A 24,078-nucleotide genomic window follows, 5' to 3' on the forward strand; every position below is an offset into this window, starting at 1 on the left:
CCCGATGGCCTGCTACTGTTCTTCTCGTCGAGGGGAAATGATCTTCCGAAACGGAGATCCCGGAACCCTTGAACGTGCGTCAGTGGTGCTACCAGAGCACGTCCTACTTTCAGTAGGAAGAGTCCGTGCGATCCGGGCCTGGCGCTCCATTCGAAGGGGCTCGTTCCGTCAAGGGAACGGGCCCCTTCGTCATGTCCGGCTGTGCGCCGCCCTCGGCCCTGGTGCTCGCCGAGTCCTCTTATCGCACTTTCGCTGGCGAAACTCCGGGCGGCGATCCGGTATCGGCCAAGGTCCCGTACCAGGTGGCCGACGAGTGACGGTCCGCGGCGGCCGAGCAGCCAGCAGTTTTGCCGCTCCGGGCGGGTCGGTGGACCGTCGCACCTTGGCCGGAAGTCGCCGTAGCTGGTGTGAATATGCCATTGGAATGTTCGTCATACGGAAACCGGCAGTAGCCTTCCGTGTCGAACCTGCCACTGCTGGTGGCGATCCGGCCGGATCTGCGCTGCGCCCGGCCACCCCCAGACCCCCTCGAAGGAGCCGGTGTGCCGGGTATCGACGAATGTCTCTCCGGAGCGATGGCGATCGCCGGAGCCCGCTCGGCGAGCCTGGTCGACTGGAGCAGCGGACTCGCCCTCGGGAGCCTGGGCGAAAGCCCGGTCGGAGAACACGAGACCGCCGCCGCCGAGGCAACCGACTTGGTGCGCGCGGCCGTTGAGAGCCAGACCTTCACCGCGGCGGAGGACCGGCGCTCCCCGTTGGAGGACATCATCGTCACTGCGGGCCGCAGTTACCACCTGATCCGCTTCATCGACACCGTCTTCGACAGCCGGCTCGTCCTGCACCTCTGGCTCGACCGCGAGTCGGGCAACCTGGCCGCGGCCCGGTTCCGCCTCCAGGCCCTCGCCGAGGAACTGGTGCTGGGGTGAACACGAGGCCCGCACCGACCGTCGCATTCCGGCCAGCCGACCGCGTGACCGCCCCGTACGCGCCCCTGGTGGAGGCCGCCGACCACCACGTCCAACCCGCCGCGCCGAGGACCCCGGGCGAGGCCGTCGCCCTGCTCGCCGCCCGCCGTGCCACCGGGGCCCTGCACGGCCCGCTCGGCATCCTGTGGCTGGTCGACGGTCAGGTGGCCGCCGCGGAGTCCCCCCGCGCGCCCGGCCTGGCCGACCTGCTCACCGGCTGCGGTCGGCTCACCCCCGAGGAGTGGGCCAACCTCCTGCACCGCCACGGCCCGCAGGGGCGGGTCGGCGAGGCACTGGTCGACCGGCAGCTGCTCACCCGCGGCGAACTCGAACTCGGCCACCTGGGAACGCTGTTCGACGCCGCCTACTTCGTCCTCGCCGACCGGGCCGGCGGCACCTGGCGGTTCGAGTCCGAGGCCCGGCACTGGCTCGGCACGGTGACGCCGGTCGACCCGGCGCGGCTCGGTCGCGAGGTCGAGCGCCGGCACCAACTCCTCGACCGGATCTGGCCCTGGCCGCAGCTCGACACCGCGCCGGTCCGGCCGGTCGAGCACAGCCGACGCCCCTCCCACCGCCCGCCCGGCCGTCGGCGGCGCGAACTGCTGGACCACGCCGACGGCCGAAGAACCCCGGCGGACCTGGCCCGGCTGCTCGGCCGCTCCGGCTTCGGCGTGACGGCGGACATCCGCCGCCTGGCCGCCGCCGGGCTGCTCGACACCCCCCGGCACGCCGCGCCAGCCGCCGCACCCTCCCGCCCGGCCGCCGCACCCTCCCGCCCGGCCGCCACACCCTCCCGCCCGGCCGCCGAACCCGTCCGCCCGGCTGTCGAACCCGTCCTTTCGGTCGCCGCACCCGCCCGGCCTGGCAGTGGCCTGCACCGCAGGGTCCCCGGAGCCACCCTCCGCGGCCTCCCGGGCACCGGCCCCGCAGCAACGACCAGCCCCGCGGTCCCCGCGGTCCCCGCAGTCCCCGTAGCCCCCGCCCCCACGCGCTCCGACCGACCGCCCACCACGGCAGCGGCCCACCCGCTGACCGTCCCCGACCCGGACATCGCGCTGCTGACCCGGGTCCGAGACCTTCTGGAGGCCCGACTTTGAGTCACTCCCCGCCCGCGACCCCGCCGTACCGGCCATGAGGCGGGCACTCAAGCAGCGTGTCGGAAGGAGACAACTGATCGCCTTGGAGACCGAGCTGCTCGCCGAACTCCGCGCCGTCAAACGTCGCGTCCCGCACCTCGCGGGCGGGCTGGTGGCCAGCGTGGACGGCCTGTTGGTCGCGCACGACACCCACGGGACCGAACCCTCGGGCCTGGCCGCGATGACGGCGGCCTCGCTCTCGCTCGCCCAGCGGCTCGCCGACACCACCGGGCAGGGGGAGTTCCGCGAGTCCGTGGTGCGCGGTGAACACGGCTACGTCGCCACCTACGCGGCCGGCGGCAGCTGCGTGCTGACCCTGCTGGCGCTCCCGGACGTCAACGTCGGCCGGCTCCACCTGGAGGGCCGCCGCAGTGCCCGGCACATCGCCGAACTGCTCAACGACGCCCTGGTGCCGAAGGATCCGCGCGACGCGCTCTGACCCGTCCCGGACCGAACGCCCCGCCCGCCCCCGTACTGCCCGACCCCCGTACCGACGCACCGACCCACCCACTGACCAACCTGTCGACTTACCGACCCACCGACCAACCAACCCACAGGAGTTGATCAGAATGACCGACGCAGCCGGCGCGCTCAAGCAGGCCATGACCGTCATCGAGGGCGCCATCGGCGCGGCCCTGGTGGACTACAACAGCGGCATGGCGCTCGCCACCCTCGACGGCCCCGGCGGCCTGGACCTCAACGTCGCCGCAGCCGGGAACACCGACGTGATGCGCGCCAAGATGCGCACCATGGACATGCTCGGCCTCCAGGACGGCATCGAGGACATCCTCATCACGCTGAGCACCCAGTACCACCTGATCCGCCCGCTCACCGGCCGCACCGGCAAGGGCCTGTTCCTCTACCTGGCACTGGACAAGGGCCGCGCCAACCTGGCGATGGCCCGCCACCAGCTGGTCAAGATCGAGGCCGACCTGGAGGTCTGACCGGGCACCGGCACGGCCCCGGCGGCGGCTCACGCCCCGCCGGGCCCCGCCCCGCCGGGCCCGGCCCCGTCCGGCCCGGCCCCGTCCGGCCCTGCGCCGTCCGGTGGTGCCCACTGGACCTCCCCGCCGGCCAGCCCCGCGCAGACCGCCCCCTCGGCGCTCAGCACGCTCCACGGCGCGAGCACCGCGTGCGGCGGGACGGACAGCTCCCCGCCCTCCGTGAAGCCCAGCTCCAGGCCGCCGGCCAGGGTGATCCGGGCGGTGCCGACGGTCCGGCCGACCAGGGCCAGCAGGGTGGGCGTCGGCCGGAAGGTGAGCGCGGGGAAGAAGTGCCCGACCTCCTCCGGCGTGGTGAAGGACGGCGCCGCGAAGCGGAACTCGTGCACCACCCGTACGGTCACCGGCCCGTCGAGCCGCAGGTCCAGCCGGTCGCCTCCGCTGACCGCCTCGACCGTCCGGCCGGCCAGCACCTCAGTGATCGTGTTCTGCATGCTCCCAGTCTTCACCGGCCGACGCGTTCCCAACCACGGGACCGACCGGCCGTCCGCGCACCAGCTCGACCGGTCCGCCCGCCCGCTCCCGGGCCGCGAGGGCCGCGGCCACCCGGTCCCAGGACGGCCCGGAGAGCAGCGTCCGCGCCTCGGCCGGGTCGCACAGCCGCCACTCCACCAGTTCCTGCTCCTGGAGGGTGATCGTGCCGAGCGACTCCTCCGTCACCGCGCCGCCGTCGTAGACGTACACCAGCACGGCGGTGTCCTGACCGGTCGCGGGACCGGCCCCGGGTTCGGCTCCGGGTTCGGCTCCGGTAACGGCCGCCGCCCCCGGCAGCCAGTCCAAGGCCAGCAGTCGCCCGGGCTCGACCTCCCAGCCCAGTTCCTCGCGGATCTCCCGCCCCGCCGCCGTGCGGGGCGTCTCGCGGTCCGCCTCCACCCCGCCGCCCGGCAGTGTCCAGTACGGCACCCGCCCGCGCGGCCCGTCCCACGGCCGCAGCCGCACCAGCAGCACCCGTCCGTCACCGTCCGTGAACAGGGCCCGTGCCTTCGCCCGGATCCGCGGCCTGGTGGCGTAGTAGGTGTCCCGGTCCATCGGCGGCTCCAGCGGCTCCGGCGCCTCCGACGACTGCCCTGCGGCTGACCCCGGCCCCGACCCCAGCCCCGGCGCGGCGGCCAGCCCGGTGTACTCCGGCACGGGCCCCTCGGCGGGCAGTGCCCCCAGGGTGTGCCCCACCGGCCGGCTGTCCTCCAGCTCCAGGGGCCCGGCCTCCCGCGGCGCCCGCAGACAGGCCGCCACCCGGCGGGACAACCGCGGCGGCAGGGCGTGCCCGGCCTCCTCCGCCGTCAGCCAGACCCAGCCGCCGACCTCCGCCGCGTCCGGCCGGATCGCCGACACCTGCTCCGGCGTCAACGCCTCGGCCCAGTACAGGTACGCCACGATCGGCGGCCGGCTCGGGGACATCGCCCAGTCGACGCACGCCAACGCTCCCAGTCGGGGCGTGAACCCCAGCTCCTCGGCGATCTCCCGCGACGCCGTCTCCCGCGGCGACCGGTCGCCGGGCTCCCACCCGCCGCCCGGGATCGCCACCGGGTGCTTCCGGTCGTACGGCAGCCGCACCACCAGCACCCGCCCCCGCCCGTCCGGGAACAGCACCCCGGCGGCCGCCATCATCTCTCGTCCCGTCGCGCCCGACGCCTCCACCCCGACTCCTTCCACCCCGACTCCTTCCACCTGCTCATCTCCCGGGGGACGACATCCCCACGCGCCCGATGGTTCCCGCCCGCCCCGACCACCACCCGGAAGGGACACGCCCCGCCGGGCCGCACCAACGAGCAGCCCCAGCAGCCGTTTCACTCGGCATCAGCACCCCCGGCACCGCCGCCCGACCTGCCACCCCGACCCCACCCGGCGGGCCGTCACCCCAGGGAGGCCAGGGCCTGGGCGGCCGCTCGGGCCATCTGTTCGTCGTGGCGGGCGCTCGATCCGCGGAGGCGGGCGGCGCCTTCGACGGCCGCGAGGGCGAGCAGGCCCGGTAGGAGGTCGGTGCTGCGGGCGGCGAGCCAGCGGGTGCCGCGGGTGGCCATCCACCACAGGTCGGCGGCGAGGCCGGGCGGGGGTTCGGCGGGTTCGGCGGCGGGTGGCGGGCCGAGGGGGTGGCCCTGGGTGGCGAGCAGTTCGTGGAAGCGGCGGGCGATCAGGTGGTGTCCTTCGGCGCTGGGGTGGAGGCGGTCGACGCTGAGCAGGCCTCGTTGCTCGCACCAGGGCAGTTCGGCGATGTGCAGGTGGACGGCCCGGTGCCGGGTGGTGAGGGCGTGGACGACGGTGTTGACGGCGCGCATCCGCCGGGCCAGTGGGCGGGCGAGCGGGGCGGGGAGCCGGAGGAGGGTGCCGGGGTCGGGCAGGCAGGCGGTGAGCAGGACGGCGCCGTGGCCGGAGAGTTCGCCGAGGGTGGCGTCGAGTTCCCGGGTGGTGCGGCGGATGTCGAAGCCGGCCCGCAGGGTGTCGTTGCCGCCGACCAGGACCGCCGCCAGCTGGGGCCGAAGGGCGAGTGCTGCCGGGAGTTGACGAGTCGTCAGATCGGTGGTCAGTGCGCCGCTGTACGCCAGGTTGGCGAATTCGACGTCCTGGCCCTCGGGTGCCAGTGACCGGGCGAGGACGGCGGCCCAGCCGCGCCACTGTTCGCCGACCTGGTCCCCGACGCCCTCCGTGAGCGAGTCGCCGAGCGCGACGAAGCGCAGCAGCTCGCCCGCGGTGGGCCGGTCGTCGGCGGTCCGGTCAGGCCCCGCGTCGAGCACGCTCATCCCCACTCCTCCCGGTGGCATCGGCGGTCCGGGCCCCGTGCGCGGCCAGGAAGGCGGCCACCGCCGCCGGCCAGCCGTACCGTTCGGCCTGGGCCCGGGCGGCGGCCCGCCGGGCCGGTTCCGGTCGGCGGAGCAACTCCGTGACGGCGGCGGCGAATCCGGCCCCGGTGTCGGCGGCGGCGATCCCGGCGGGCCCGATCAGGCCGGGCAGCGCGGAGGAGCGGCTGACCGCGACGGGGGTGCCGCAGGCCAGTGCCTCCAGGGCGGCCAGTCCGAAGGTCTCCACCGGTCCGGGGGCCAGCACCACGTCCGCGCTGCCCAGCAGTGCGGCCAGCTCCGCCCGCCCGTTCAGGTGCCCGAGGAAGCGTACGGGCAGCCGCAGCCGGGCGGCCCGGGCGGCGAGCCGGGGCCGCAGCGGTCCGGTCCCGGCCACCACCAGGACGGCGGGGAACCCCCGGGCCCGCAGCCGGGCCAGTGCCTCGACGGCGCGTTCTGGCCGCTTCTCGGCGGAGAGCCGGGAGCAGAGCACCAGCAGGACGTCCTCGGGCGCCGCGTACCGGGCCCGTTCCAGCGCCCGTACGGTCGGGGGCAGCGGGCGCATCGCCGCCAGGTCGACCCCGAGCGGGGCCCGGACCAGGTTGGGCACGCCGATCCGGCGGAACTCGGCCGCCGCCCAGTCGGTGGTGCAGAGCACCGAGTCGTAGCCGCGGGCGGTGGCCGCGTTGAGCCGGTCGGCGGCCGCGGTGGCGAGCGGGCCGGGCAGGCCCCAGGTCCGCAGCACTCCGGTGGCGCTCTCGTGCGAGACCATCACCGAGCGGACCCCGTGCCGACGGGCCCAGGCACCGGTCCAGCGCAGGGTGGTGCGGTCGGAGACCTCCAGCCGGTCGGGGCCGAGCCGGGTCAGTTCGGCGGCGACCGCCCGTCGGTCGGCGAGCAGCCGGTAGCCGCCGCTGGCCGGCAGCACCGGGCCGGGCAGGGTGATCACCAGACCCTGCTCGGTGTCCTCCTCGGTGCGCCGTTCGCCGGGCACGATCAGGACGGGCCGGTGTCCGGCGGCCCGGTACCCGGCGCCCAGGTGGCGCAGCGCCGTGCGCAGCCCGCCGGAGACCGGGGTGACGAAGTTGGCGAGCCGCACGATGGTCAGCGGCCCGCCGCGGGGCGGCGCAGTCATGCCGGCAACTCCTCCGGCAGTACGGGCAGTACGGGCAGTACCGGCAGCACCGGCACCACCGTCCCGGCCGACGCCCCCGGCGACCCGGGCTCGACCTCGACCTCAGTCCCGGCCCCGACCCCGACCTCGGCCCCGATCCCGGCCCCGGACGGAGCCGCCGAAGGAGCCACCCCCACCCCCCGGTGCTCCGCCAGCACCTCGGCGTAGTGCCGCAGCAGCAGGTCCCCGACCGCCTCCCAGGTCCGGGCGGTCACCTCGGCCCGTCCGGCCTGCCCGTACCGGGCCCGCCGGGCCGGGTCGGCGGCCAGTTCGGCGACGGCCCGGGCGACCGCCGCGCCGTCGCGGGGCGGCACCAGCAGTCCGGTGCGGTGGTGGGAGACCAGGTCGAGCGGGCCGCCGGCGGCCGGGCCGATCACGGGGACGCCGCTGGCCATCGCCTCCTGGATGGTCTGGCAGAAGGTCTCCAGCGGGCCGGTGTGGACGAACACGTCGAGGGTGGCGAAACATCGCGCGAGTTCCTCGCCGGTGCGGCGCCCGAGGAACACCGCGCCGGGCATGGCGGCCCTGAGGCCGGGCGCCGAGGGGCCGTCCCCGACCACTACCACCCGCACCCCGGGCAGGGCGGAGGCGGCGGCCAGCAGGTCGACCCGCTTCTCGGGCGCGAGCCGCCCGACGTACCCGACCAGCACCTCCCCGCCGGGGGCGAGGGCCCGGTGCAGCGCCTCGTCCCGGTGCCGGGGGTGGAAGCGCACCGAGTCCACCCCGCGCGGCCACAGCTGGACCCGGGGCACCCCGTGCGCGGTGAGGTCCTGGGCGGCGGGGGTGGACGGCGCCAGCGTGCGGGCGGCGGCCCGGTGCACGGCCCGGATGCGCCGCCAGGCGGCGGCCTCGCCGAGCCCGCGTCCGGCCCGGTAGGCGTGGGCGTACCCGGCGAGGTCGGTCTGGTAGACGGCGACGGCGGGTACGCCGAGCCGGGTCGCGACCTGCATGCCGCGCGCACCCAGGACGAACGGGCTGGCCAGGTGGACGATGTCGGGCCGGTGCCCGGCCAGTGCGGCCGCCAGCTGCCGGCTCGGCAGGGCGATCCGCACCTGCGGGTACCCGGGCAGCGGCACCGACGGGATCCGCACGACGGGGATCCGTTCCGCGTCGGCGCCGGAGCCGAAGGTCTGCGGCGGGCACTGGGCGCCCCGGGCCGGTGCGGGGGTGACGACGAGGGGCCGGTGGCCCCGACGGAGCAGGTGCTCGGCCGTCCGCAGCACGCTGTGGGCGACTCCGTTGACCTCGGGAGGGAAGGATTCGGTGACGATGGCGACGCGCATGCCTGTGTTGTCTCCGCGCACGGCGTGCACCCGGCCAAAGGGATCTGTCGTACAAGCGAACGCGGGTCGGCGATTTGCACCGCCGACCCGCGCCCCGACACCGCCGCGTCACATCGACCCGGCCGCCTCCTTGAGCTCCGCGTACGGCGCGAGCTTACGGATCGACTCGATGCTCTTCAGGCAGTCGTCCTTGCTCTCCTGCGGGTCACCGGTCACCACGACGGTCCCGTTGCTCGCCTTGAGCCGGAACCGGTGCATCCCGCTCTCGTCCGTGTACAGCTCGAACTTCCCAGCCATGCCGTCAACAGCCTTTCGCTCGATGGCCCCCTGGGACCGCACCGTAGGCCCAAATCCTTTGGAACGCTCGCCAGTTGACCCAGCCGGGTGGCGACCGTTCGAGTCGCGGAGCCGACGTCCGGCTCAGCCGGCGGCCCGGTGCGCGGTGGCGCGCAGGGACCCGAGCAGGGCGAGGGCCTGGGCGCTGGAACTGCCGGGCTCCGCCTGGTAGACGACCAGTTGCTGGCCGGGAGCGTCGCGCACGTCGAAGGCCTGGTAGGTGAGGGTCAGCGGGCCGACGTCCGGGTGGAGGAAGTGCTTGGCCTCCTGGGTCTTGCCGCGTACGGCGTGGGCGTTCCACAGCCGGGTGAAGTCGGTGCTGTGGTCGGTGAGGGTGCGGACGAGTTCGCGCAGCCGGGGGCTGTCCGGGTCGAGCCCGGCGGCCTGCCGCAGGTGGCCCACGACGGCTTGGGCCGTGTGGCCCCACCGTTCGTGGAACTGCCGGCCCGCCGGGTCGAGGAAGGCCATCCGGGCGAGGTTGTCCATCCGCTCGAAGGGCGAGTGCAGGGCCTCGGCCAGGGCGTTGGCGGCCAGGACGTCCAGGGTCCGGTTGATGACGAAGGCCGGGGCGGTCGGGTAGCCGTCCAGCAGCTGGCGCAGGGCGGGGCCGACCAGGTCGGTGGTGTGGGCGAACCGGCTGCCCGGCACCGTCCCCGCCAGCTGGTGCAGGTGCGCGTGCCCGTCCGGGTCGAGCCGCAGGGCGCGGCCGAGCGCGTCGAGGACCTGAGCCGACGGGTGGCGTTCCCGCCCCTGTTCCAGGCGGGTGTAGTAGTCCGCGTTCACCCCGGCCAGGACGGCGACCTCCTCCCGGCGCAGTCCGGCCACCCTGCGCACCCCGTGGCTCGCCACGCCGGCGTCCTGCGGCAGCAGGGCCGCGCGGCGCGCGCGCAGGAACTCTCCCAGATGGTTGTCGGTCACGTCCTCACCCTAGGTGGCGCCGCTCGGGCCCTGCCTGGGTGCACCGCACCCAGGCAGGACACGTCCTGGTCGGTCGCCCGCGCCCCGCCCAGACTCGGTCCGGCGGAACGGATCCGCATCCATCGACGAACCCCGTGCTCCACCAGGAGGAGAAGCAGGCATGACGCAGACATCCAAGGTCGTACTGGTCACCGGGGCGAGCAGCGGGATCGGGGAGGCCACCGCCCGCCGGCTCGCCGCCGACGGCCACCGGCTGTACCTCGGGGCCCGGCGCACCGACCGCCTCGACGCGCTCACCGGCGAGCTGACCGCCGCGGGCGCCACCGCGGCGTTCCGGCGCCTCGACGTCACGGACGCCGCCGACGTCCGGGCCTTCGTGGCCGCCGCCGGTGAGCGCTACGGCCGGGTCGACGTCCTGGTCAACAACGCCGGGGTGATGCCGCTGTCGCCCCTGGAGGCGCTGAGGACGGACGAGTGGGACCGCATGATCGACGTGAACGTGCGGGGAGTCCTGCACGGCATCGCCGCCGCGCTGCCCGTGATGCGGGCCCAGGGCGGCGGGCACGTCGTGAACATCGCGTCCGTCGGCGCGTACGAGGTCTCGCCCACCGCCGCCGTCTACTGCGCCACCAAGTTCGCCGTCCGCGCGATCTCCGAAGGGCTGCGCCAGGAGTCGGCCGGCGACATCCGGGTCACCCTCGTCTCTCCCGGCGTGACCGAGTCCGAACTCGCCGACGGCATCGCGGACCCCGCCGCGCGGGAGGCCATGAAGGCGTACCGCGCCGTGGCCATTCCCGCCTCCGCGGTGGCGGGGGCCATCGCCTACGCGGTGTCCCAGCCCCGGGAGGTCGACGTCAACGAGCTGGTCGTCCGCCCCGCGGCGAGCGCCCAGTGACCAGTCCGCGTCGGTGGGCGGGGCGACGCGGACCGACCGGTGCAGGCAGTCCTGTGCGGGTCCGGTCCCCTCACTCGATCTGACGAACCGCGCGCTGCGGTCCACCGAGTCGTCCGCGGCTGGCTGGATACTCCGGGATCACGTGTGTGCACCGGCCGTGGCGGGGCGCGGGCGCACGCCTCCCAACTGCGGAAGGACACCGGATCATGCAGTCGATTCCCGGCCCCGGCGGCCCCGGCGGCGAACAGGGCGCGGTCGGCGGGCCGACCGGCACGACCACGGTCATGCCGGCCCGCCCCCACGTGCCGTCCCCGGACGGGCCCAGGGCCGGCGGGTACACCTGGCCCGGGCTGGACGAGGAGTTCACCCGGGAGGTCGTCGCGATCGCGCGGACGGCCGAGGGACGCGAGCTGGCCGAGTCGCAGGTCTTCGAGATCGTCCGGGCGCAGCCGCAGCCGCAGGGCCTGCCGCTGCGGGTGCGCCCGCAGCTGCGCCGCGAGCTGGACGCGTTCGTCGCCTCGTACCACCGGGTGATCGAGACGCTGGTGGCCGCCTGGGACCACGACCGCGACCTGCGCGAGGTGCTGACGCTTCCCCAGGTGCTGCGCGAGCACGTGGACGCCGCCCGCGACACCCGGGTGCACCTGCTGCGGATCGACCTGCTGCCCCAGGCCGACGGCACGCTGCGGGTGCTGGAGACCAACGCCAACTGCCCCGGGGGCCTGCCCGGGGCCGGCCGGGGCCGGGCGGCCTGGCGGTCGCTGCTGGCCCGGCACGGCGTCGACGTGCCGGGCCCGCAGCCGGCCGACGACCCGCTCTGGCCGGGGAGTTGGCTGCTGCGTCTGGCGGAGCAGCACACCGGGACCCGTCCGGAGACCGTGGCCCTGCTCTGCCCGGACGGCAGCTACCGCGCCGACACCCGTGACTACGACACCGCCCTGACGGCCCTGGGCGTCCGGGTCCTGCACGCGGACCCGCGCGAGGTCTCGCTCGACGGGCGCCAGGGCGTCGTCGTCCGCGGGGAGGCGGTGCGGCACGCGTTCGCCAAGGTCGGCATCCAGGACCTGCTGCGGATGGGCGACGGCGCGGCGTCCTACCTGGAGGCCGTGCGCGAGGGCCGGCTGTTCGTGCAGAACGGGCTGCGCGGACGCCTGATCGGCGACAACAAGCTGTGCCTCGCCGTGCTCTCCGACCCGCGCTTCGCCCACCTCTTCGACGCCGCCGACTACCGCCGGGTCCGGCCGGCGATCCCGTGGTCGCGCAACCTCGCGCACTGCGACGCGGCGACGCTGCGCGCCGTCGTCCGCGACCGCGACCGCTACGTCCTCAAGCGCCCGCTGGACACCCGCGGCAACGGTGTGGTGATCGGCCGGGAGGCCGCCGACGCACCGAGCTGGGAGGCCGCCGTCGACCTCGCGGGCGCCGAGGGCTGGCTCGTCCAGGAGTACGTGACCAGCCCCCACCTCCTGGGGGTCGTGGACGGGCCGGCTCCCCGCCACGACGTCGCCCTGGGCGCCGTCGACGGCCGGCTGGTCTCGGCCTTCTCCCGCGCCGGCCACGGGGAGCGCCACAACGTCGCGGGCTCCGGACGGCCGCACCCGCTGTACCTGTGAACCGGCCGGTCGAGGTGGTCCCACCCCCGGGGCCGGCCGCTCCCGCCCGGCCCCGGTCCCGGCCCCGGCCGCGACCGCTGGTCAGCGTCTGGCGGCAGCGGAACTTCCAGGTCCTGTGGTCGGCGCACACCGTCAGCGAGTTCGGGACCCGGATCACGTTCTTCGTCATCCCCGTGCTCGCCCTGACGACCCTGTCCGCCTCGACCGGCCAGCTGGGACTCGTCTCGGCGATGGAGTCCCTGCCGTTCCTCCTGGTCGGCCTGCCGGCGGGCGCGCTGCTCGACCGGTGGGACCGCCGGCGGGTGATGGTCGTGGCGGACGTCGGCCGGGCCGTGACCATCGCCCTGCTGCCGGTGGCCCACCTCGCCGGGGTGCTGAGCGTGCCGCTGCTCTGCGCGGTCGGGTTCGCCATCGGGCTGTGCACGGTCTTCTTCGACATCGCCGACCAGGCGTTCCTGCCGACGGTCGTGGCGCGGGAGCAGACCCCGGACGGCAACAGCCGGCTGGAGTTCTCCCGCTCGACGGCGGAGCTGGCGGGCCCCAGCATCGGCGGCCTGCTGTTGCAGACCGTCGCCGCGCCCCTGGTCCTGGCCGTCAACTCGGTGAGCTACCTGGTGTCCGCGCTGCTCCTCTGCCTCATCCGGACGCCCCGGGTGCCGGTGCCGCGGACGAGGGAGAGGATGCGCACCCGGATCGCCGAGGGACTGCGGTTCGTCTTCGGCCACCGGACCCTGCGCTCGCTGACCCTGGCCACGGGCATCAGCAACCTCGTCGGCCTGAGCGGCGCGCTGGGGGCCGTCCTGACCGCGTACGCGCTGCGCGACCTGCGGCTCTCGCCGGGGGAGCTCGGGCTGGCCCTGAGCCTGGGCAACTGCGGTGCGCTGCTGGGGGCCACGCTCAGCGGCCGGGTCATCCGGCGCGTGGGCCTCGGCCCCGTCCTGGTCGCGGCCAAGTCCATGTCGGGGATCGCCGTGCTGGTGCTCGCGACCGCGGCGCCGGCCCGTGCCGTGCCGACCCTGGGCGTCGCGACCGGCATCATGGCCTGCGGCATCACCGTCTACAACATCGGCCAGGTGAGCCTGCGCCAGGCCATCACCCCCACCGGCCTGCAAGGCCGGATGAACGCCTCGGTGCGGTTCGCCATCTGGGGCACCCGCCCGCTCGGGGCCCTGGCCGGCGGCTACCTCGGCTCGGTCCTCGGCACCCGCCCCACGCTGTGGACGATCGCCGGGATCGGCCTGCTCTCCTGCCTGCCCCTGATCGCGACCGCGGACCTCCGGACGCTGCGGGCCTTCCCGTCCCGGCCCGAGCCGCAGGAGACCGGCTCGGCCGGACAGGGCCTAGCCCTCGGACTTCCCGGCCAGGCCGGTGATCGTCGCGGTGAGGATGCGGGCGAGCCGGGGTTCGACCTCGACGACGGCGTGGGCGAGGCGGGGGTCGCTGCGGTAGAGGGCGGCGACCTCGGGGCCCGGGTTGGCGATCTGCCACATGGCGCCGGCGAGGGAGACGGCGGTGGCGAACAGGTCGGTGACGTCCTGGTCGTCGAGAGTGGGGAGTTGTTCCCGTAGCGCGGCGGTGACGGGTTCGCGGGCGGCGACCGTGGCGAGCTTGAACTCGCGGACCGCGTCGACGGAGACGTGGCGTTCGAGGTTGAGCGGTGCGTGGGCGAGCAGGTCGCAGAAGCTCCCGCGCTCGGCGAGGGTGGTGGCGAAGGCCCGGGCGACGGTCGCCGGGCTCGGGTCCCCGGTCTCCCTCAGCCGTGCGGTGAGGGCCTGCGACCACTCGGCCCAGCCTTCGGCGGTGAGGCGCAGGAAGATCTCCTCGCGCGTCTCGAAGTACCGCAGCAGCGCCGACTTGTGCATGCCGACGGCGGAGGCGATGTCGGTCAGGGTGATCTCCCTGATGCCGCGCTCACGGCCGAGTGCCGCGGCCGCCTCCAGGATCGCGGCCTCGCGCTGCCGCTTGGCCTCGGGCGAGCGAGCGCGCTGGAACTCCGGTGCTTCTGCCATCCACCCATGGTAGAGCAACGGTGTTGCCGTAATACCGCAACGGCGTTGCACTATTAGCGCAACGGTGTTCTACTAATGGCACGGCGCAGCACGGCACGGCACAGCACGCCGGAGAACACGGAGGAGAGTCATGGAGAGCACGAAGAGCACGGAGAGCGCACGCCGCCCCGAGGCGCGGGTCTGGTTCGTCACCGGCAGCTCGCGCGGCTTCGGCCGGAGCCTGGTGCGCGCGGCGCTGGAGGCCGGTGACCTGGTGGTCGCGACGGCCCGGCGGCCGGAGCAACTGGCGGACCTCGTCGAGGAGTTCGGCGAGCGCGTCCGCCCGGTGGCGCTCGACGTCACCGATCCGGCGGCGGCCCGGGCGGCCGTCGCCCAGGCGCGGGAGGCCTTCGGCCGGATCGACGTGCTGGTCAACAACGCCGGGTACGCCAACGTCTCGCCGATCGAGACCACCGAGGAGGCCGACTTCCGGGCCCAGTTCGAGACGAACTTCTGGGGCGTCTACAACGTCACCAAGGCGGCGATCCCGCTGCTGCGCGAGCAGAAGGGGGGTCTGGTGATGCAGTTCTCCTCGATGGGCGGGCGGGTCGGCGGTTCGCCGGGCATCGCCTCGTACCAGGCGGCGAAGTTCGCCATCGACGGGTTCAGTCGCGTCCTGCGGGCCGAGCTCGCGCCGTTCGGCGTGAAGGTGCTGGTGGTCGAGCCGAGCGGCTTCCGCACCGACTGGGCGGGGGCGTCGATGGTGGTGCACGAGGTCCCGGAGGCGTACGCGGGAACGGTCGGCGCGGTCAACGAGCGGCTGCGCAAGGGTGTGGACGGCGCCGCCGGCGACCCGGACCGGGCTGCCGAGATCCTGGTGCGGATGGCCGGGCGCCGCGATGTCCCGGACCACCTGCCGCTGGGGGTCAACGCGGCGGAGGGTTCGATCGCCCTGGACCGCCGGCTGCTGGAGGAGGACAGCCGGTGGCGCGAGGTCTCCCGCTCGGCCGACTTCACCGAGCCCTACCCGGTGGCCTTCCCCGCGGACTCGGAGGGGTGAGCGAGGCCGGGGCCAGGGGCGGGTGGACCCGGCCCGGGGGCGGGCGCCCGGGTCCGGCACCCGTCCCCGACGTTCGGAGGGTCAGCAGTTGTCGAGGATGCCGGTGAGCGCGGTCTTTTCGGCGCTGTCCACGCCGAGCCCGTAGTACTGCTTCACCTGCACCCAGGCGCGGGCGTAGGTGCAGCGGTAGGAGGCCTGGGGGAGCCACTCGGCCGGGTCGCGGTCGCCCTTGGAGCGGTTGCTGCTCGCGGAGACCAGGATCAGCTGGGGGCGGGTGACGTCGTTGGCGAAGGCCTGGCGCTGGGGGGTGGTCCAGGCCCAGGCGCCGGAGGCCCAGGCCTCGGAGAGCGGCACCAGGTGGTCCACGTCGAAGGTGGACGGGTTGGTGGTGGTGGCGCCGTCGTACGGCGAGGCCCAACTGCCGCTGGTGGCCTTGCAGGAGGTGTCGGTGGTGACGTCGGTGCCGTCCCGCTTGACGATCCACTTGCGGGTGTCGCAGCTGCCGCTGATCTTGATCCAGGTGGGGAAGAGGGTTCTGTCGTAGCTGTCCGCGTGGGTCTCGGGGGTCGCGGTCATCCCGTCGAGATAGAGCCGGGCGGTGGCGGCGGAGATCGGGGTCGGCAGTGCGGCCTGGGCCGGGCTGCCGCCGGCGACCACGGTCGCGGCGACGAGGGCGGCGGCGGCCGGCAGGCAGGACAGGAACCGGCGTATGGATCCGGTGAGGGCCATGGCGAACGCTCCATCAGAAGATCGGATTGACTGATGAGTTGCGTGCGCCAGTGTGTCGGCTTCGCGGCTACGCGGGTAGACCCCGGGAGTGAAATCCTCGTGGACATCGGACGGGTACGGACAAGTCCGGCACTCCCAGGGGCCGTTCGCACCCGGCCCGGACGCGACGAGGGCCCGGGGCGCGGCTGTGCGTCCCGGACCCTCGGCCGTTCGTCGTGCCGACCTCGCCGACCTCGCCGAGGTCGGCGGTCAGTTCACCTGTTCCTGATCCTGCTGCTCCTGGCGGTGGCGGCGGCCGGCCAGCCAGACGTAGACCAGGATGCCGGCGAACAGGAACAACACGCCCTGGTAGACGGCGGCGTAGCCGGCCCCGGCCAGCAGCCAGATCGAGAAGGCGAAGGCGCCGAGGCCGAGCACCGCGTCGCGGACCAGGCGGGTGCCGTCGACCTTGTCGGTGGCGCCGCGGACCAGCCAGTACAACTGGGCGGCGGTGGACAGCAGGTAGGGCACGACGGCGGTGAAGGTGGTGATCAGGACGAGCACGTCGAAGGCGCCCTTGGCGCCGCTGGCGAAGTTGACGACGGTCAGCACCGAGGCGAGCGCCACGCTGACCAGCACGCCGAAGGTCGGTACGCCGCGCTTCTCCTTGCCGAAGGCGGCCGGGAACAGCCCGTCCCCGGCCGCCGCGTACGGCGCCTGGGCGGCCAGCAGGGTCCAGCCGTTGAGCGCGCCGGTCATCGAGACCAGTGCGGCGACCGCGATCGCCGCGCCGCCCCAGGTGCCGCCGAACATGGCGTTCACGGCGTCCGAGAACGGCGCGCTGGAGTCGACCAGTTGCTGGTGCGCGACGGTGCCGAACACCGCGAGGGTGCCCAGCAGGTAGACCACCGCGGCGCCGCTGGTGCCGAGCACGCTGGCCCGGCCGACATTGCGCTCCGGGTCGCGGACCTGGCCGGCGCTCATCGCGGCCGACTCGACGCCGACGTAGCTGAACATCAGGATCGCCGCGGCGGCCGTCATGCCGCCCATCCAGCCCTGGCCGCCAGCCTCGAAGGGGCCGACGTTCTTCGGGTCGAAGAAGAACAGTCCGCCCACCGAGATCAGCAGCAGCGGGATGAACTTGAGGACGGTGGAGACGAGTTGGACCGCGCCGACGTACCGGGTGCCGGCCAGGTTGGCCAGTGCGGGCAGCCACTGCAGGACCAGTGCGGCGGTGATCTCCAGCGCGATGTCGTGGTGCATCGGCAGCAGCACGTCCAGGTAGCCGACGGCCGCCACGGCGAGCGCGGCGTTGCTGACCACGGCGGTGATCCAGTACGACCACGCCGACAGGAAGCCGGCGAAGTCGCCGAAGGCCTCGCGGGCGTAGACGTACGGCCCGCCGGTGCGCGGATTGCGGCGGGCCAGCTGCCCGAAGACCAGCGCCAGCGCGATCGAGCCCACGGTGATGACGGCGAAGGCGAGCAGGCTGACCGTCCCGAAGGGCGCCACGGCGGCCGGGATCATGAAGATGCCGCCGCCGATGATGTTGCCCATCACCAGGGCGGTGGCGACGGGCAGCCCGAAGCGGCCGCTCTTCGCGGGAGCCGGAGCCGAACCAGGAGCCGAAGCCTGGTCCGGGGTCTCCGGGCTGCTCGGTCGGGTCTCCTGCGGGCTCGTCTGCGGGCTCGTCTGCGGGGTCGCCTGCCGGGTCGCGGCGGGGCTGGTCTGCATGAGGGTGGTGCGCCTTTCGTGGTCCTGCCTGCGCTCGGTGGAGCGACCGTTCATGCTCGGACCGGGCGGCACCTTGCACCAAATCGACGGTATTTGTTCATTTCGCCCGAGGGAACACCGCAAGACTTACGGTCGTACGCCTGTCGGACCGGCACTCGTCCGGTGCGCCCCGCGAGGGCGTTCGACCCGGAACGCGGGTGTACGACCGCGTTCGTCCGGCCGGGGGAGATGTGTCACCCGAATGACTCAGCGCGGCCGCGGCGCGCGCGCCGCCTGCGGGTTCGTGTGCCAACCTTGGCCCGGCGCTCCCCGGTGGAGCGCCGCCCGGCCTTTCGGACCGGCTCGAACTGGCCGTTCGGGGGCGCGGGTTGACGACCAGAGACCAACCAAGAGGACATCAGATGTCGCTTCGTGGGAACATCCGCAAGTTCGCCGTGATCACCGTGGTGACGGGTGCCGCGGCCCTTGCGGCGCCGGCGCCGGCGATGGCGGCGTGGCACGGGTCGCACTCGTCGACCGGGCAGAGCCTGGAGTCGGGCTCGGCGGGTGTCGGCCTGTTCGGCCCGCACGCCAGCTGGCTGAACGCCCACTCCAACACCGAGGACGACTGCATCGGCGACTGCTGATCCGGCTGATCCGCAGGTGAGCCCGGGGACCGCCCGTAGCGGTCCCCGGGCTCACTGCCGTCCGTCCGCCTCCGCCTCCGTCTCCGCAACCGCCCGGGGACGCCGGGACAGCCGCCCCGGCCACCACATGTGCCGGTCCAGGTCCATGGTCAGCGCGGTGACCAGCACCGAGCGCACCACCAGGGTGTCCAGCAGCACCCCCAGCGCCACCGCGAACCCGATCTCGGCCAGCCCCACCACCGGCAGCGTCCCCAGCACCGCGAAGGTGCTGGCCAGGATCAGCCCGGCCGAGGTGATCACCCCGCCGGTCGCGGACAGCCCGATCAGCGCGCCCTGCCGGGTGCCGTGGTGGGCGGACTCCTCCCGCACCCGGGTCATCAGGAAGATGTTGTAGTCGATCCCGAGTGCCACCAGGAAGACGAAGACGAACAGCGGGAACGCGTTGTCCTCGCCCTGGAAGTGGAAGACGTGGGCGAAGAACAGCGAGCTGATCCCGAGCGCCGCCGCGTACGACAGCACCACGGTCGCGATCAGCACCAGCGGCGCGGTGACGGCCCGCAGCAGCACGGCCAGGATCAGCAGCACCACCCCGAGCACCAGCGGGATGATCGCCCGGTTGTCGTCCCCGGCGGCCCGCCCGGCGTCCAGGACGACGGCGGTGTTCCCGCCGACCTTGGCGTCCGCCCCGGGTACGGCGTGCACGGCGGCGCGCACCCGGTCGACGGTGTCCTTGGCGGCCTGGCTGTCCGGGGGGTCGGCCAGGGTGGCCTGGAACAGCGCCCGCCCGTCCCGCACCACCGGCGGCGAGGTGGCCGCGATCCCGGCGGTGGACTGCGCGGCGGCCCGTACGGCCGGGGCACCGGCCGCGGCGGAGACCACGGTGAGCGGTGCGCCCGTCCCGCCCGGGAAGTGCTGCTCCAGCACCTGCTGGCCGACCACCGAGTCCGGCTTGCCGGTGAAGGAGGCGGCCGTGCTGAGCCCGTTGGCGTTCAGCGAGACCAGCCCCACGCAGCAGGCCGCGAGCGCCAGCGCCGTTCCGACCCACACCTTGCGCGGGCGCCGTCCGATCCAGGCGCCGACGTGCGCCCAGCGGCCGGTCCGGGTCGGCTCCGGGGTGCCGTAGTCCGGTCTGACGGGCCAGAACACCCAGCGGCTGACGATCACCAGCAGCGCGGGCAGCAGGGTCAGCATCGCGGCCAGGGCCACCACGACACCGATCGCCAGGACCGGGCCGAGGCCGCGGGTGGAGTTCATCCGGGCGATCAGCAGGCACAGCATCGAGGCGACCACGGTGGCCGAGGAGGCCAGCACGGCAGGCCCGGCCCGGTGCAGGGCGTACGCCATCGCCTCGTGCCGGTCCTCGTGCCGGCGCAGCTCCTCCCGGTAGCGGGCGGTGAGCAGCAGGGCGTAGTCGGTGCCCGCACCCAGCACCAGGACGATCAGGATCCCGGCGCTCTGCGCGTTGACGGTCAGCCCGGCGTGCTTCGCCAGCAGGTAGATGAAGGCCTGGGAGACGGTCAGCGCACCGGCGGCGGAGAGCAGCGGCAGCAGCCACAGCACCGGGCTGCGGTAGGTGAGCAGCAGCAGGACGATCACCACGCCGACGGTGGCGGCGAGCAGCGAGCCGTCGATGCCCGCGAAGGCCTTGGCCTGGTCGGCGGCGATCCCGCCGGGGCCGGTGACGTGGGTGGTCATGCCGTGGCTGTCGGCGGTCGCGGTCTGCCGCAGGGTGTCCACGGCGGGCTTGAGGTCGTTCCAGCCGTTGGTGCCGACGTCGATCGGCACGACGGTCTGCATCGCCTGCCCGTCGGCGGACACCACCGGGCCGATGACCGGCCCGACCACGTGCGGGACGGCGGCGAACCCGACGGCCTGCCGGGCGGCCTCGGCCCGGTCGGCGGGGGTGATGCCGGTGGTCCGCTGGTAGACGACGACGGCCTGGGCGGTGTCCACCGGCTGGAAGGCCCGCTGCTCGTTCAGCACCTGGGTGGACTCGGCGTTGCCCGGCAGCCAGCTGGAGGCCTGGTTGTCCTCGGCGCCCATCAGCTTCCCGGCCAGCGGGCCCAGCGCGATCAGCAGCACCAGCCACAGGGCCAGTACCACCCACTTGCCCCGGCGCCCGCAGGGCAGCGCGGCCAGTTTCCGAGTCGTGGACATCCGTCCACCCCCAGGTGGCGATGGATCGAGCAGGTGGCGTGACTCGTTCCAGCCTGCCACCGCACCGCCCGCCCGGCAGCTCCGGGCGAACGACGGGAGTCCGAAGACGGGCCCTAGGACACCGGCACGGCCGCCCGCTCGCGCAGCTCCCGAAGCACCGCGATGTCCATCGCGTGCCCGGTGCCGTCCCCGCCGTGCTTGCGGTCCGGGGTCTCCACCAGCAGCGGCACCCCGGCCGTCTCCGGGTGCTCGAACAGCTCGCGGAACGGCTCCGCGCCGATCATCCCGGCGCCGATGTTGGCGTGCCGGTCCTTGCGGGCGCCGACCACGTCCTCCGAGTCGTTGGCGTGGATCAGCCGCAGTCGGCCCGGACCGGCGGCCGAGGCCAGGGCGTCCAGCGCGGCCGTCACCCCGCCGGGGGCGGCCAGGTCGTGCCCGGCGGCGAAGGCGTGGCAGGTGTCAAGGCAGACGCCGACCTTGGGGTGCCCGTCCAGCGCCTCCACGTACTCGGCCAGCTGCTCCAGCCGCGAGCAGAGCGAGCTGCCCTGGCCGGCGGTGGGCTCCAGCAGTAGCCAGGGCGCGTCGTCGCCGAGCGCGTCCAGCTCGTCCAGCAGCGGCCGGACGTCGGCGCGCACCTGCGCCATCGCCTCGGCCCGGCGCGAGCCGCCGCCGGGTGCGGTGCCGACCGCCGAGCCGGTGTGCAGTACGACGCCGAGCGCGCCGATCGCGTGGCCGCGGTGCAGCGAGTGCCGCAGCGAGTCGGCCGAGCGCTCCCGGGTGGCGGGGTTGTCCGAGCCGAAGTTGATCAGGTACGGCGCGTGCACCCAGGCCGGGATGCCCTGCTCGGCGCAGGTCGTACGGAACTCCTCGTCCTGGGCCGGGTTGCCCGCGGGCGTGGCCCAGCCGCGCGGATTGGCCACGAACACCTGCACCGTCTCGGCGCCGACCCGGCTCGCGTACGCCAGGCCCGTCCCGGCCAGGCCCCGGCCGGCCACCGGGACGTGGGCGCCGATCGGGTTCCGGCGGGCGGCGGGGGTCGGTCCGGTCGCGGTGCTCATGCCCCCGAGGATGTCACGGGCCCGGGCGGCGACGGCGCGCGGGCCCGTCCCCGCGCCGGGTGCGCGCGCCACGCCGGGGCGCGCCCGGCGGGAACCGTCGGACCCGTCCCAACGGCCGACGGCCCGTCAGTCCGGCAGCCCAGCCCTGGTGGCGGGCCCCCGGGGGCGACCGTACCGTCGACTCGGCCGTACTCACCGAACGTCACCGCCCGCACACGCCGGGTCGGAGCGTCCCCTCCGCCCTCCCGCAGCCGACCAGCGCGCCCACCGCCCCACCGCGCGCGCCGAAAGACAGGTCACCACTCATGCCCACGCGCCGGGTCCACCACCTCGCCGCGGCGACCGCCGCCGCCACCGCCCTGACCACCGTCCTCGCCACCCTGGCCGCCGCCCCCGCGGCCCGCGCCGCCGACGGCGCCCTCCACCTCGTCCACCCCGGAGAATCGATCCAGCAGGCCGTCGACGCCGCCGCCCCGGGCGACACGGTCCAGGTCCTGCCCGGCAGCTACCGCGGCAGCGTCCGCATCGCCACCCCCGGCCTCACCCTGCGCGGCGCCGGAGCGGCCACCGAGATCACCCCCGGGGACGGCACCGAGAACGCCTGCGCCACCGCCGGGCACGGCGTCTGCGTGGTCGGCACCGAGCAGGCCCCGCTGCGCGGGGTCACCGTCGAGGCCCTCGCCGTCACCGGCTTCCGCAAGAACGGCATCGACGCCAGCGGCACCACCGGCCTGACCGTCCGCGCCACCTACGTCCACGACAACGCCCAGCAGGGCATCAGCCAGGAGATCTCGACCAAGGCCGCGATCGTCGGCAACCGCTCGGTCGACAACGGCCAGTCCGGCGTCTTCCTCGCCAACTACGCCTACCGCGAGGGCGGCGCGCCCGACACCGGGGGCACCCTCGTCGAGGGCAACGTGCTCACCGGGAACCGGGTCGGCGTGACCGTGCGCCGGCTGCGCGTGCTCACCGTCCAGGGCAACGAGATCAGCGGCAACTGCAGCGGTGTCTTCGTGGTCGGCGACGAGGGCGTGCCCCGCGCCGGGGACCTCGACGTCCGGAGGAACCGGGTGGTCGCCAACAACAAGTTCTGCGCGGCCAACCCGCGCCTCGGCGCCATCCAGGGCGCGGGCATCGTGCTGACCGGTACCGAGGACACCCGGGTGACCGACAACGAGGTCCGCGACAACGCCGGATCCACGGACTTCTCCGGCGGCATCGTCCTGTTCAAGAGCGTCGTCGGGATCCCCAACACCCGGGCCACCGTCACCGACAACCGGCTGAGCGGCAACGGCCCGGCCGACCTCGCCGACCGCGACACCGGCACCGACAACTCCTTCACCCGCAACACCTGCGCGGTCTCCGAGCCGTCCGGCCGCTGCTGACCCGCCCGTCGACACCCTGCTGACCCGCCCGTCGACCCGCCCGCCCGCCGAGACCCCGCCGAGCCCCCGACCGACAAGGACCAGCCCATGACCACCGCCCCCGTCAACCCCACCCCCCAGCCTGCGATGCGCCTGCGCGAACTCGTCTTCGGCGCCGCCTGCGCCGCCGCCGTCCGCGCCGCCGCCCGGCTCGGCGTCGCCGACGTGCTCGGCGACACCCCGACCACCGCCACCGAGCTCGCCGCGCAGCTCGACACCGAACCCCGCCAGCTGCGCCGCCTGCTGCGCGCGCTCACCTGCTACGGGATCTTCGCGGAGACCGGCGGCGACCGCTTCGAACACACCGAGATGTCCCGCCTGCTGCGCGACGACGCCCCCAACTCCCTTCGCCACATCGCCCTCTGGTGCACCGAGCCGTGGACCTGGGAGGCCTGGCCGAAGCTCGACGAGGCGGTGCGCTCCGGCCGCAACGTCTTCCCCGACCTGTTCGGCAAGGAGTTCTTCGACTACCTGCACAGCGACGCCGGCGACTCGGCGAAGGTCTTCGACAAGGCGATGACCACCTCCAGCCGGCAGTCCGCCCGGGACTTCGCCGAGTACCTGGACCTCACCGGCATCGACTCGGTCGCCGACATCGGCGGCGGCCAGGGCCACGTCCTCGCCAGCCTGCTGGAGAAGCACCCGGCCCTCCACGGCACCCTGCTCGACCTGCCCAAGGTGGTCGCCGGCGCCGACCCCCGCCTCCAGGACGGCGGCGCCTTCTCGGCCCGCGCCCGCCTCGTCCCCGGCGACTGCCGGGTGGAGATCCCGGTGCGCGCCGACCTCTACATCATCAAGAACATCCTGGAGTGGGACGACGACAGCACCCGCCGCACCCTCGCCAACGTGGTCGCCGTGGCCCGCCCCGGCGCCCGGGTCGTGGTGGTCGAGAACCTCGTCGACAACAGCCCCTCGATGCGCTTCACCACCGCGATGGACCTGATGCTGATGCTCAACGTCGGCGGCGCCAAGCACTCCGAGGAGAGCATGGTCCACCTCATGCAGGAGGCCGGCCTCGACGTCGCCGCCGTCCGCCCCGTCAACCCCTACCTCCACGCCTTCGAGTCCACCGTCCGCGGCTGACCCTCCTCCCGGAACCCCCGACCGGGGGCGGGGGCCCCCCCGGGGGGGGCGGGGGGCCCCGGGGGGTGGGGGGCGTGGTGGGGGGGAGCGGGGGGGGGGGGACACCCCCCATTTAACCGAGGGACCCCCCGGGGGGTTGGTGGTG

The 24,078-nt window shown here is 74.5% G+C and carries 22 protein-coding genes and 1 pseudogene; 11 read left to right on the forward strand and 12 right to left on the reverse strand.

The annotated features are described in order from the left end of the window. The first annotated feature begins 542 nt into the window (after positions 1 to 542). The 4 genes from ACFV8H_RS01340 to ACFV8H_RS01355 all read left to right on the forward strand — a co-directional run bounded on the left by ACFV8H_RS01340 (position 543) and on the right by ACFV8H_RS01355 (position 3,045). On the forward strand, positions 543 to 926 hold the full coding sequence (locus tag ACFV8H_RS01340; protein ID WP_375886195.1) for a hypothetical protein: 384 nt from the start codon (positions 543 to 545) through the stop codon (positions 924 to 926). Positions 927 to 970: 44 nt separating this feature from the next. Then, positions 971 to 2,062, forward strand: coding sequence for a hypothetical protein (locus ACFV8H_RS01345; RefSeq protein WP_380396009.1), 1,092 nt, complete (start codon positions 971 to 973; stop codon positions 2,060 to 2,062). An 82-nt stretch (positions 2,063 to 2,144) separates the two neighbouring features. Continuing rightward, entirely contained in the window at positions 2,145 to 2,540 is a 396-nt protein-coding gene (locus tag ACFV8H_RS01350) for a roadblock/LC7 domain-containing protein (RefSeq protein ID WP_375885869.1), read from the forward strand. Positions 2,541 to 2,670: 130 nt separating this feature from the next. Next, the gene (locus tag ACFV8H_RS01355; RefSeq protein WP_375885872.1) at positions 2,671 to 3,045 is read left to right on the forward strand and encodes a hypothetical protein; all 375 of its coding nucleotides are present in this window, start codon (positions 2,671 to 2,673) and stop codon (positions 3,043 to 3,045) included. A gap of 29 nt (positions 3,046 to 3,074) precedes the next feature. Here ACFV8H_RS01355 and ACFV8H_RS01360 read toward each other — a convergent pair whose 3' ends face one another. From ACFV8H_RS01360 to ACFV8H_RS01390, 7 genes are all read right to left on the reverse strand, one after another. Next, positions 3,075 to 3,536: a DUF6188 family protein gene (locus tag ACFV8H_RS01360; RefSeq protein WP_380396010.1), complete on the reverse strand. Its 462-nt coding sequence runs from the start codon at positions 3,534 to 3,536 to the stop codon at positions 3,075 to 3,077. Then, the gene (locus ACFV8H_RS01365) at positions 3,517 to 4,755 is read right to left on the reverse strand and encodes an NUDIX domain-containing protein (RefSeq protein ID WP_380396011.1); all 1,239 of its coding nucleotides are present in this window, start codon (positions 4,753 to 4,755) and stop codon (positions 3,517 to 3,519) included. Before ACFV8H_RS01365 ends, ACFV8H_RS01360 begins: the two co-directional genes overlap by 20 nt. A 200-nt stretch (positions 4,756 to 4,955) precedes the next feature. Further along, positions 4,956 to 5,840 (reverse strand): SGNH/GDSL hydrolase family protein, encoded by an 885-nt coding sequence (locus ACFV8H_RS01370; RefSeq protein ID WP_380396012.1) that lies wholly within the window; start codon positions 5,838 to 5,840, stop codon positions 4,956 to 4,958. Further along, complete coding sequence (locus ACFV8H_RS01375) at positions 5,815 to 7,011, reverse strand: glycosyltransferase (RefSeq protein ID WP_380396013.1); 1,197 nt, start codon at positions 7,009 to 7,011, stop codon at positions 5,815 to 5,817. The genes ACFV8H_RS01370 and ACFV8H_RS01375 overlap by 26 nt, the downstream gene beginning before the upstream one ends. Beyond that, entirely contained in the window at positions 7,008 to 8,333 is a 1,326-nt protein-coding gene (locus ACFV8H_RS01380; protein ID WP_380396014.1) for a glycosyltransferase family 4 protein, read from the reverse strand. Before ACFV8H_RS01380 ends, ACFV8H_RS01375 begins: the two co-directional genes overlap by 4 nt. Before the next feature lie 108 nt (positions 8,334 to 8,441). Beyond that, positions 8,442 to 8,630 carry a YegP family protein gene (locus ACFV8H_RS01385; RefSeq protein ID WP_375885888.1) on the reverse strand — a complete coding sequence of 63 codons (189 nt, stop codon included), beginning with the start codon at positions 8,628 to 8,630 and terminating at the stop codon, positions 8,442 to 8,444. A 123-nt stretch (positions 8,631 to 8,753) separates the two neighbouring features. Further along, positions 8,754 to 9,587: a helix-turn-helix transcriptional regulator gene (locus ACFV8H_RS01390; RefSeq protein ID WP_380396015.1), complete on the reverse strand. Its 834-nt coding sequence runs from the start codon at positions 9,585 to 9,587 to the stop codon at positions 8,754 to 8,756. A 160-nt stretch (positions 9,588 to 9,747) separates the two neighbouring features. Between ACFV8H_RS01390 and ACFV8H_RS01395 the strand changes: the two genes are divergently transcribed. The 3 genes and pseudogenes from ACFV8H_RS01395 to ACFV8H_RS01405 all read left to right on the forward strand — a co-directional run. Beyond that, positions 9,748 to 10,482 carry an SDR family oxidoreductase gene (locus ACFV8H_RS01395; protein ID WP_380396016.1) on the forward strand — a complete coding sequence of 245 codons (735 nt, stop codon included), beginning with the start codon at positions 9,748 to 9,750 and terminating at the stop codon, positions 10,480 to 10,482. Between the two features lie 206 nt (positions 10,483 to 10,688). Next, the gene (locus ACFV8H_RS01400) at positions 10,689 to 12,095 is read left to right on the forward strand and encodes a hypothetical protein (protein WP_380396017.1); all 1,407 of its coding nucleotides are present in this window, start codon (positions 10,689 to 10,691) and stop codon (positions 12,093 to 12,095) included. A 14-nt stretch (positions 12,096 to 12,109) separates the two neighbouring features. Further along, positions 12,110 to 13,327, forward strand: a pseudogene (locus ACFV8H_RS01405) (MFS transporter); the annotation flags it as partial. Between the two features lie 108 nt (positions 13,328 to 13,435). Here ACFV8H_RS01405 and ACFV8H_RS01410 read toward each other — a convergent pair. Beyond that, positions 13,436 to 14,104, reverse strand: a complete 669-nt coding sequence (locus tag ACFV8H_RS01410) for a TetR family transcriptional regulator (RefSeq protein WP_380396018.1) — start codon at positions 14,102 to 14,104, stop codon at positions 13,436 to 13,438. 130 nt (positions 14,105 to 14,234) lie between these two features. On the opposite strand from ACFV8H_RS01410, the gene ACFV8H_RS01415 reads away from it, so the two are divergent. Further along, positions 14,235 to 15,143 (forward strand): SDR family NAD(P)-dependent oxidoreductase, encoded by a 909-nt coding sequence (locus tag ACFV8H_RS01415; RefSeq protein ID WP_380396019.1) that lies wholly within the window; start codon positions 14,235 to 14,237, stop codon positions 15,141 to 15,143. Positions 15,144 to 15,224: 81 nt separating this feature from the next. On the opposite strand, the gene ACFV8H_RS01420 is transcribed toward ACFV8H_RS01415, so the two are convergent. Then, on the reverse strand, positions 15,225 to 15,872 hold the full coding sequence (locus ACFV8H_RS01420; RefSeq protein ID WP_380396020.1) for an HNH endonuclease family protein: 648 nt from the start codon (positions 15,870 to 15,872) through the stop codon (positions 15,225 to 15,227). Between the two features lie 249 nt (positions 15,873 to 16,121). Then, positions 16,122 to 17,585: an amino acid permease gene (locus tag ACFV8H_RS01425; RefSeq protein WP_380396157.1), complete on the reverse strand. Its 1,464-nt coding sequence runs from the start codon at positions 17,583 to 17,585 to the stop codon at positions 16,122 to 16,124. Positions 17,586 to 17,986: 401 nt separating this feature from the next. Between ACFV8H_RS01425 and ACFV8H_RS01430 the strand changes: the two genes are divergently transcribed. Then, a complete protein-coding gene (locus ACFV8H_RS01430; RefSeq protein WP_380396021.1) occupies positions 17,987 to 18,211 on the forward strand; it encodes a hypothetical protein in 225 nt (74 codons plus the stop codon). 51 nt (positions 18,212 to 18,262) lie between these two features. Here ACFV8H_RS01430 and ACFV8H_RS01435 read toward each other — a convergent pair whose 3' ends face one another. Together ACFV8H_RS01435 and ACFV8H_RS01440 are read right to left on the reverse strand one after the other, a co-directional pair. Then, positions 18,263 to 20,368, reverse strand: coding sequence for an MMPL family transporter (locus tag ACFV8H_RS01435; RefSeq protein WP_380396022.1), 2,106 nt, complete (start codon positions 20,366 to 20,368; stop codon positions 18,263 to 18,265). Between the two features lie 113 nt (positions 20,369 to 20,481). After that, positions 20,482 to 21,426, reverse strand: a complete 945-nt coding sequence (locus tag ACFV8H_RS01440) for a deoxyribonuclease IV (RefSeq protein ID WP_380396023.1) — start codon at positions 21,424 to 21,426, stop codon at positions 20,482 to 20,484. 305 nt (positions 21,427 to 21,731) lie between these two features. Between ACFV8H_RS01440 and ACFV8H_RS01445 the strand changes: the two genes are divergently transcribed. Continuing rightward, on the forward strand, positions 21,732 to 22,811 hold the full coding sequence (locus ACFV8H_RS01445; RefSeq protein ID WP_380396024.1) for a nitrous oxide reductase family maturation protein NosD: 1,080 nt from the start codon (positions 21,732 to 21,734) through the stop codon (positions 22,809 to 22,811). An 87-nt stretch (positions 22,812 to 22,898) separates the two neighbouring features. Continuing rightward, positions 22,899 to 23,933, forward strand: coding sequence for a methyltransferase (locus tag ACFV8H_RS01450; RefSeq protein ID WP_375885920.1), 1,035 nt, complete (start codon positions 22,899 to 22,901; stop codon positions 23,931 to 23,933). Positions 23,934 to 24,078: the final 145 nt, after the last annotated feature.

This window comes from Kitasatospora sp. NPDC059827 (assembly GCF_042731675.1).
Taxonomy (GTDB): domain Bacteria; phylum Actinomycetota; class Actinomycetes; order Streptomycetales; family Streptomycetaceae; genus Kitasatospora.

What these genes read in the sequence shown, in the direction of transcription:
- ACFV8H_RS01445 (WP_380396024.1), top strand. Translation starts at nt 21,732, where the DNA reads ATGCCCACGCGCCGGGTCCACCACCTCGCCGCGGCGACCGCCGCCGCC.
- ACFV8H_RS01360 (WP_380396010.1), bottom strand. Translation starts at nt 3,536, where the DNA reads ATGCAGAACACGATCACTGAGGTGCTGGCCGGCCGGACGGTCGAGGCG.
- ACFV8H_RS01410 (WP_380396018.1), bottom strand. Translation starts at nt 14,104, where the DNA reads ATGGCAGAAGCACCGGAGTTCCAGCGCGCTCGCTCGCCCGAGGCCAAG.
- ACFV8H_RS01430 (WP_380396021.1), top strand. Translation starts at nt 17,987, where the DNA reads ATGTCGCTTCGTGGGAACATCCGCAAGTTCGCCGTGATCACCGTGGTG.
- ACFV8H_RS01370 (WP_380396012.1), bottom strand. Translation starts at nt 5,840, where the DNA reads ATGAGCGTGCTCGACGCGGGGCCTGACCGGACCGCCGACGACCGGCCC.
- ACFV8H_RS01435 (WP_380396022.1), bottom strand. Translation starts at nt 20,368, where the DNA reads ATGTCCACGACTCGGAAACTGGCCGCGCTGCCCTGCGGGCGCCGGGGC.
- ACFV8H_RS01425 (WP_380396157.1), bottom strand. Translation starts at nt 17,585, where the DNA reads ATGCAGACCAGCCCCGCCGCGACCCGGCAGGCGACCCCGCAGACGAGC.
- ACFV8H_RS01380 (WP_380396014.1), bottom strand. Translation starts at nt 8,333, where the DNA reads ATGCGCGTCGCCATCGTCACCGAATCCTTCCCTCCCGAGGTCAACGGA.
- ACFV8H_RS01375 (WP_380396013.1), bottom strand. Translation starts at nt 7,011, where the DNA reads ATGACTGCGCCGCCCCGCGGCGGGCCGCTGACCATCGTGCGGCTCGCC.
- ACFV8H_RS01450 (WP_375885920.1), top strand. Translation starts at nt 22,899, where the DNA reads ATGACCACCGCCCCCGTCAACCCCACCCCCCAGCCTGCGATGCGCCTG.
- ACFV8H_RS01385 (WP_375885888.1), bottom strand. Translation starts at nt 8,630, where the DNA reads ATGGCTGGGAAGTTCGAGCTGTACACGGACGAGAGCGGGATGCACCGG.
- ACFV8H_RS01420 (WP_380396020.1), bottom strand. Translation starts at nt 15,872, where the DNA reads ATGGCCCTCACCGGATCCATACGCCGGTTCCTGTCCTGCCTGCCGGCC.
- ACFV8H_RS01400 (WP_380396017.1), top strand. Translation starts at nt 10,689, where the DNA reads ATGCAGTCGATTCCCGGCCCCGGCGGCCCCGGCGGCGAACAGGGCGCG.
- ACFV8H_RS01440 (WP_380396023.1), bottom strand. Translation starts at nt 21,426, where the DNA reads ATGAGCACCGCGACCGGACCGACCCCCGCCGCCCGCCGGAACCCGATC.
- ACFV8H_RS01395 (WP_380396016.1), top strand. Translation starts at nt 9,748, where the DNA reads ATGACGCAGACATCCAAGGTCGTACTGGTCACCGGGGCGAGCAGCGGG.
- ACFV8H_RS01355 (WP_375885872.1), top strand. Translation starts at nt 2,671, where the DNA reads ATGACCGACGCAGCCGGCGCGCTCAAGCAGGCCATGACCGTCATCGAG.
- ACFV8H_RS01415 (WP_380396019.1), top strand. Translation starts at nt 14,235, where the DNA reads ATGGAGAGCACGAAGAGCACGGAGAGCGCACGCCGCCCCGAGGCGCGG.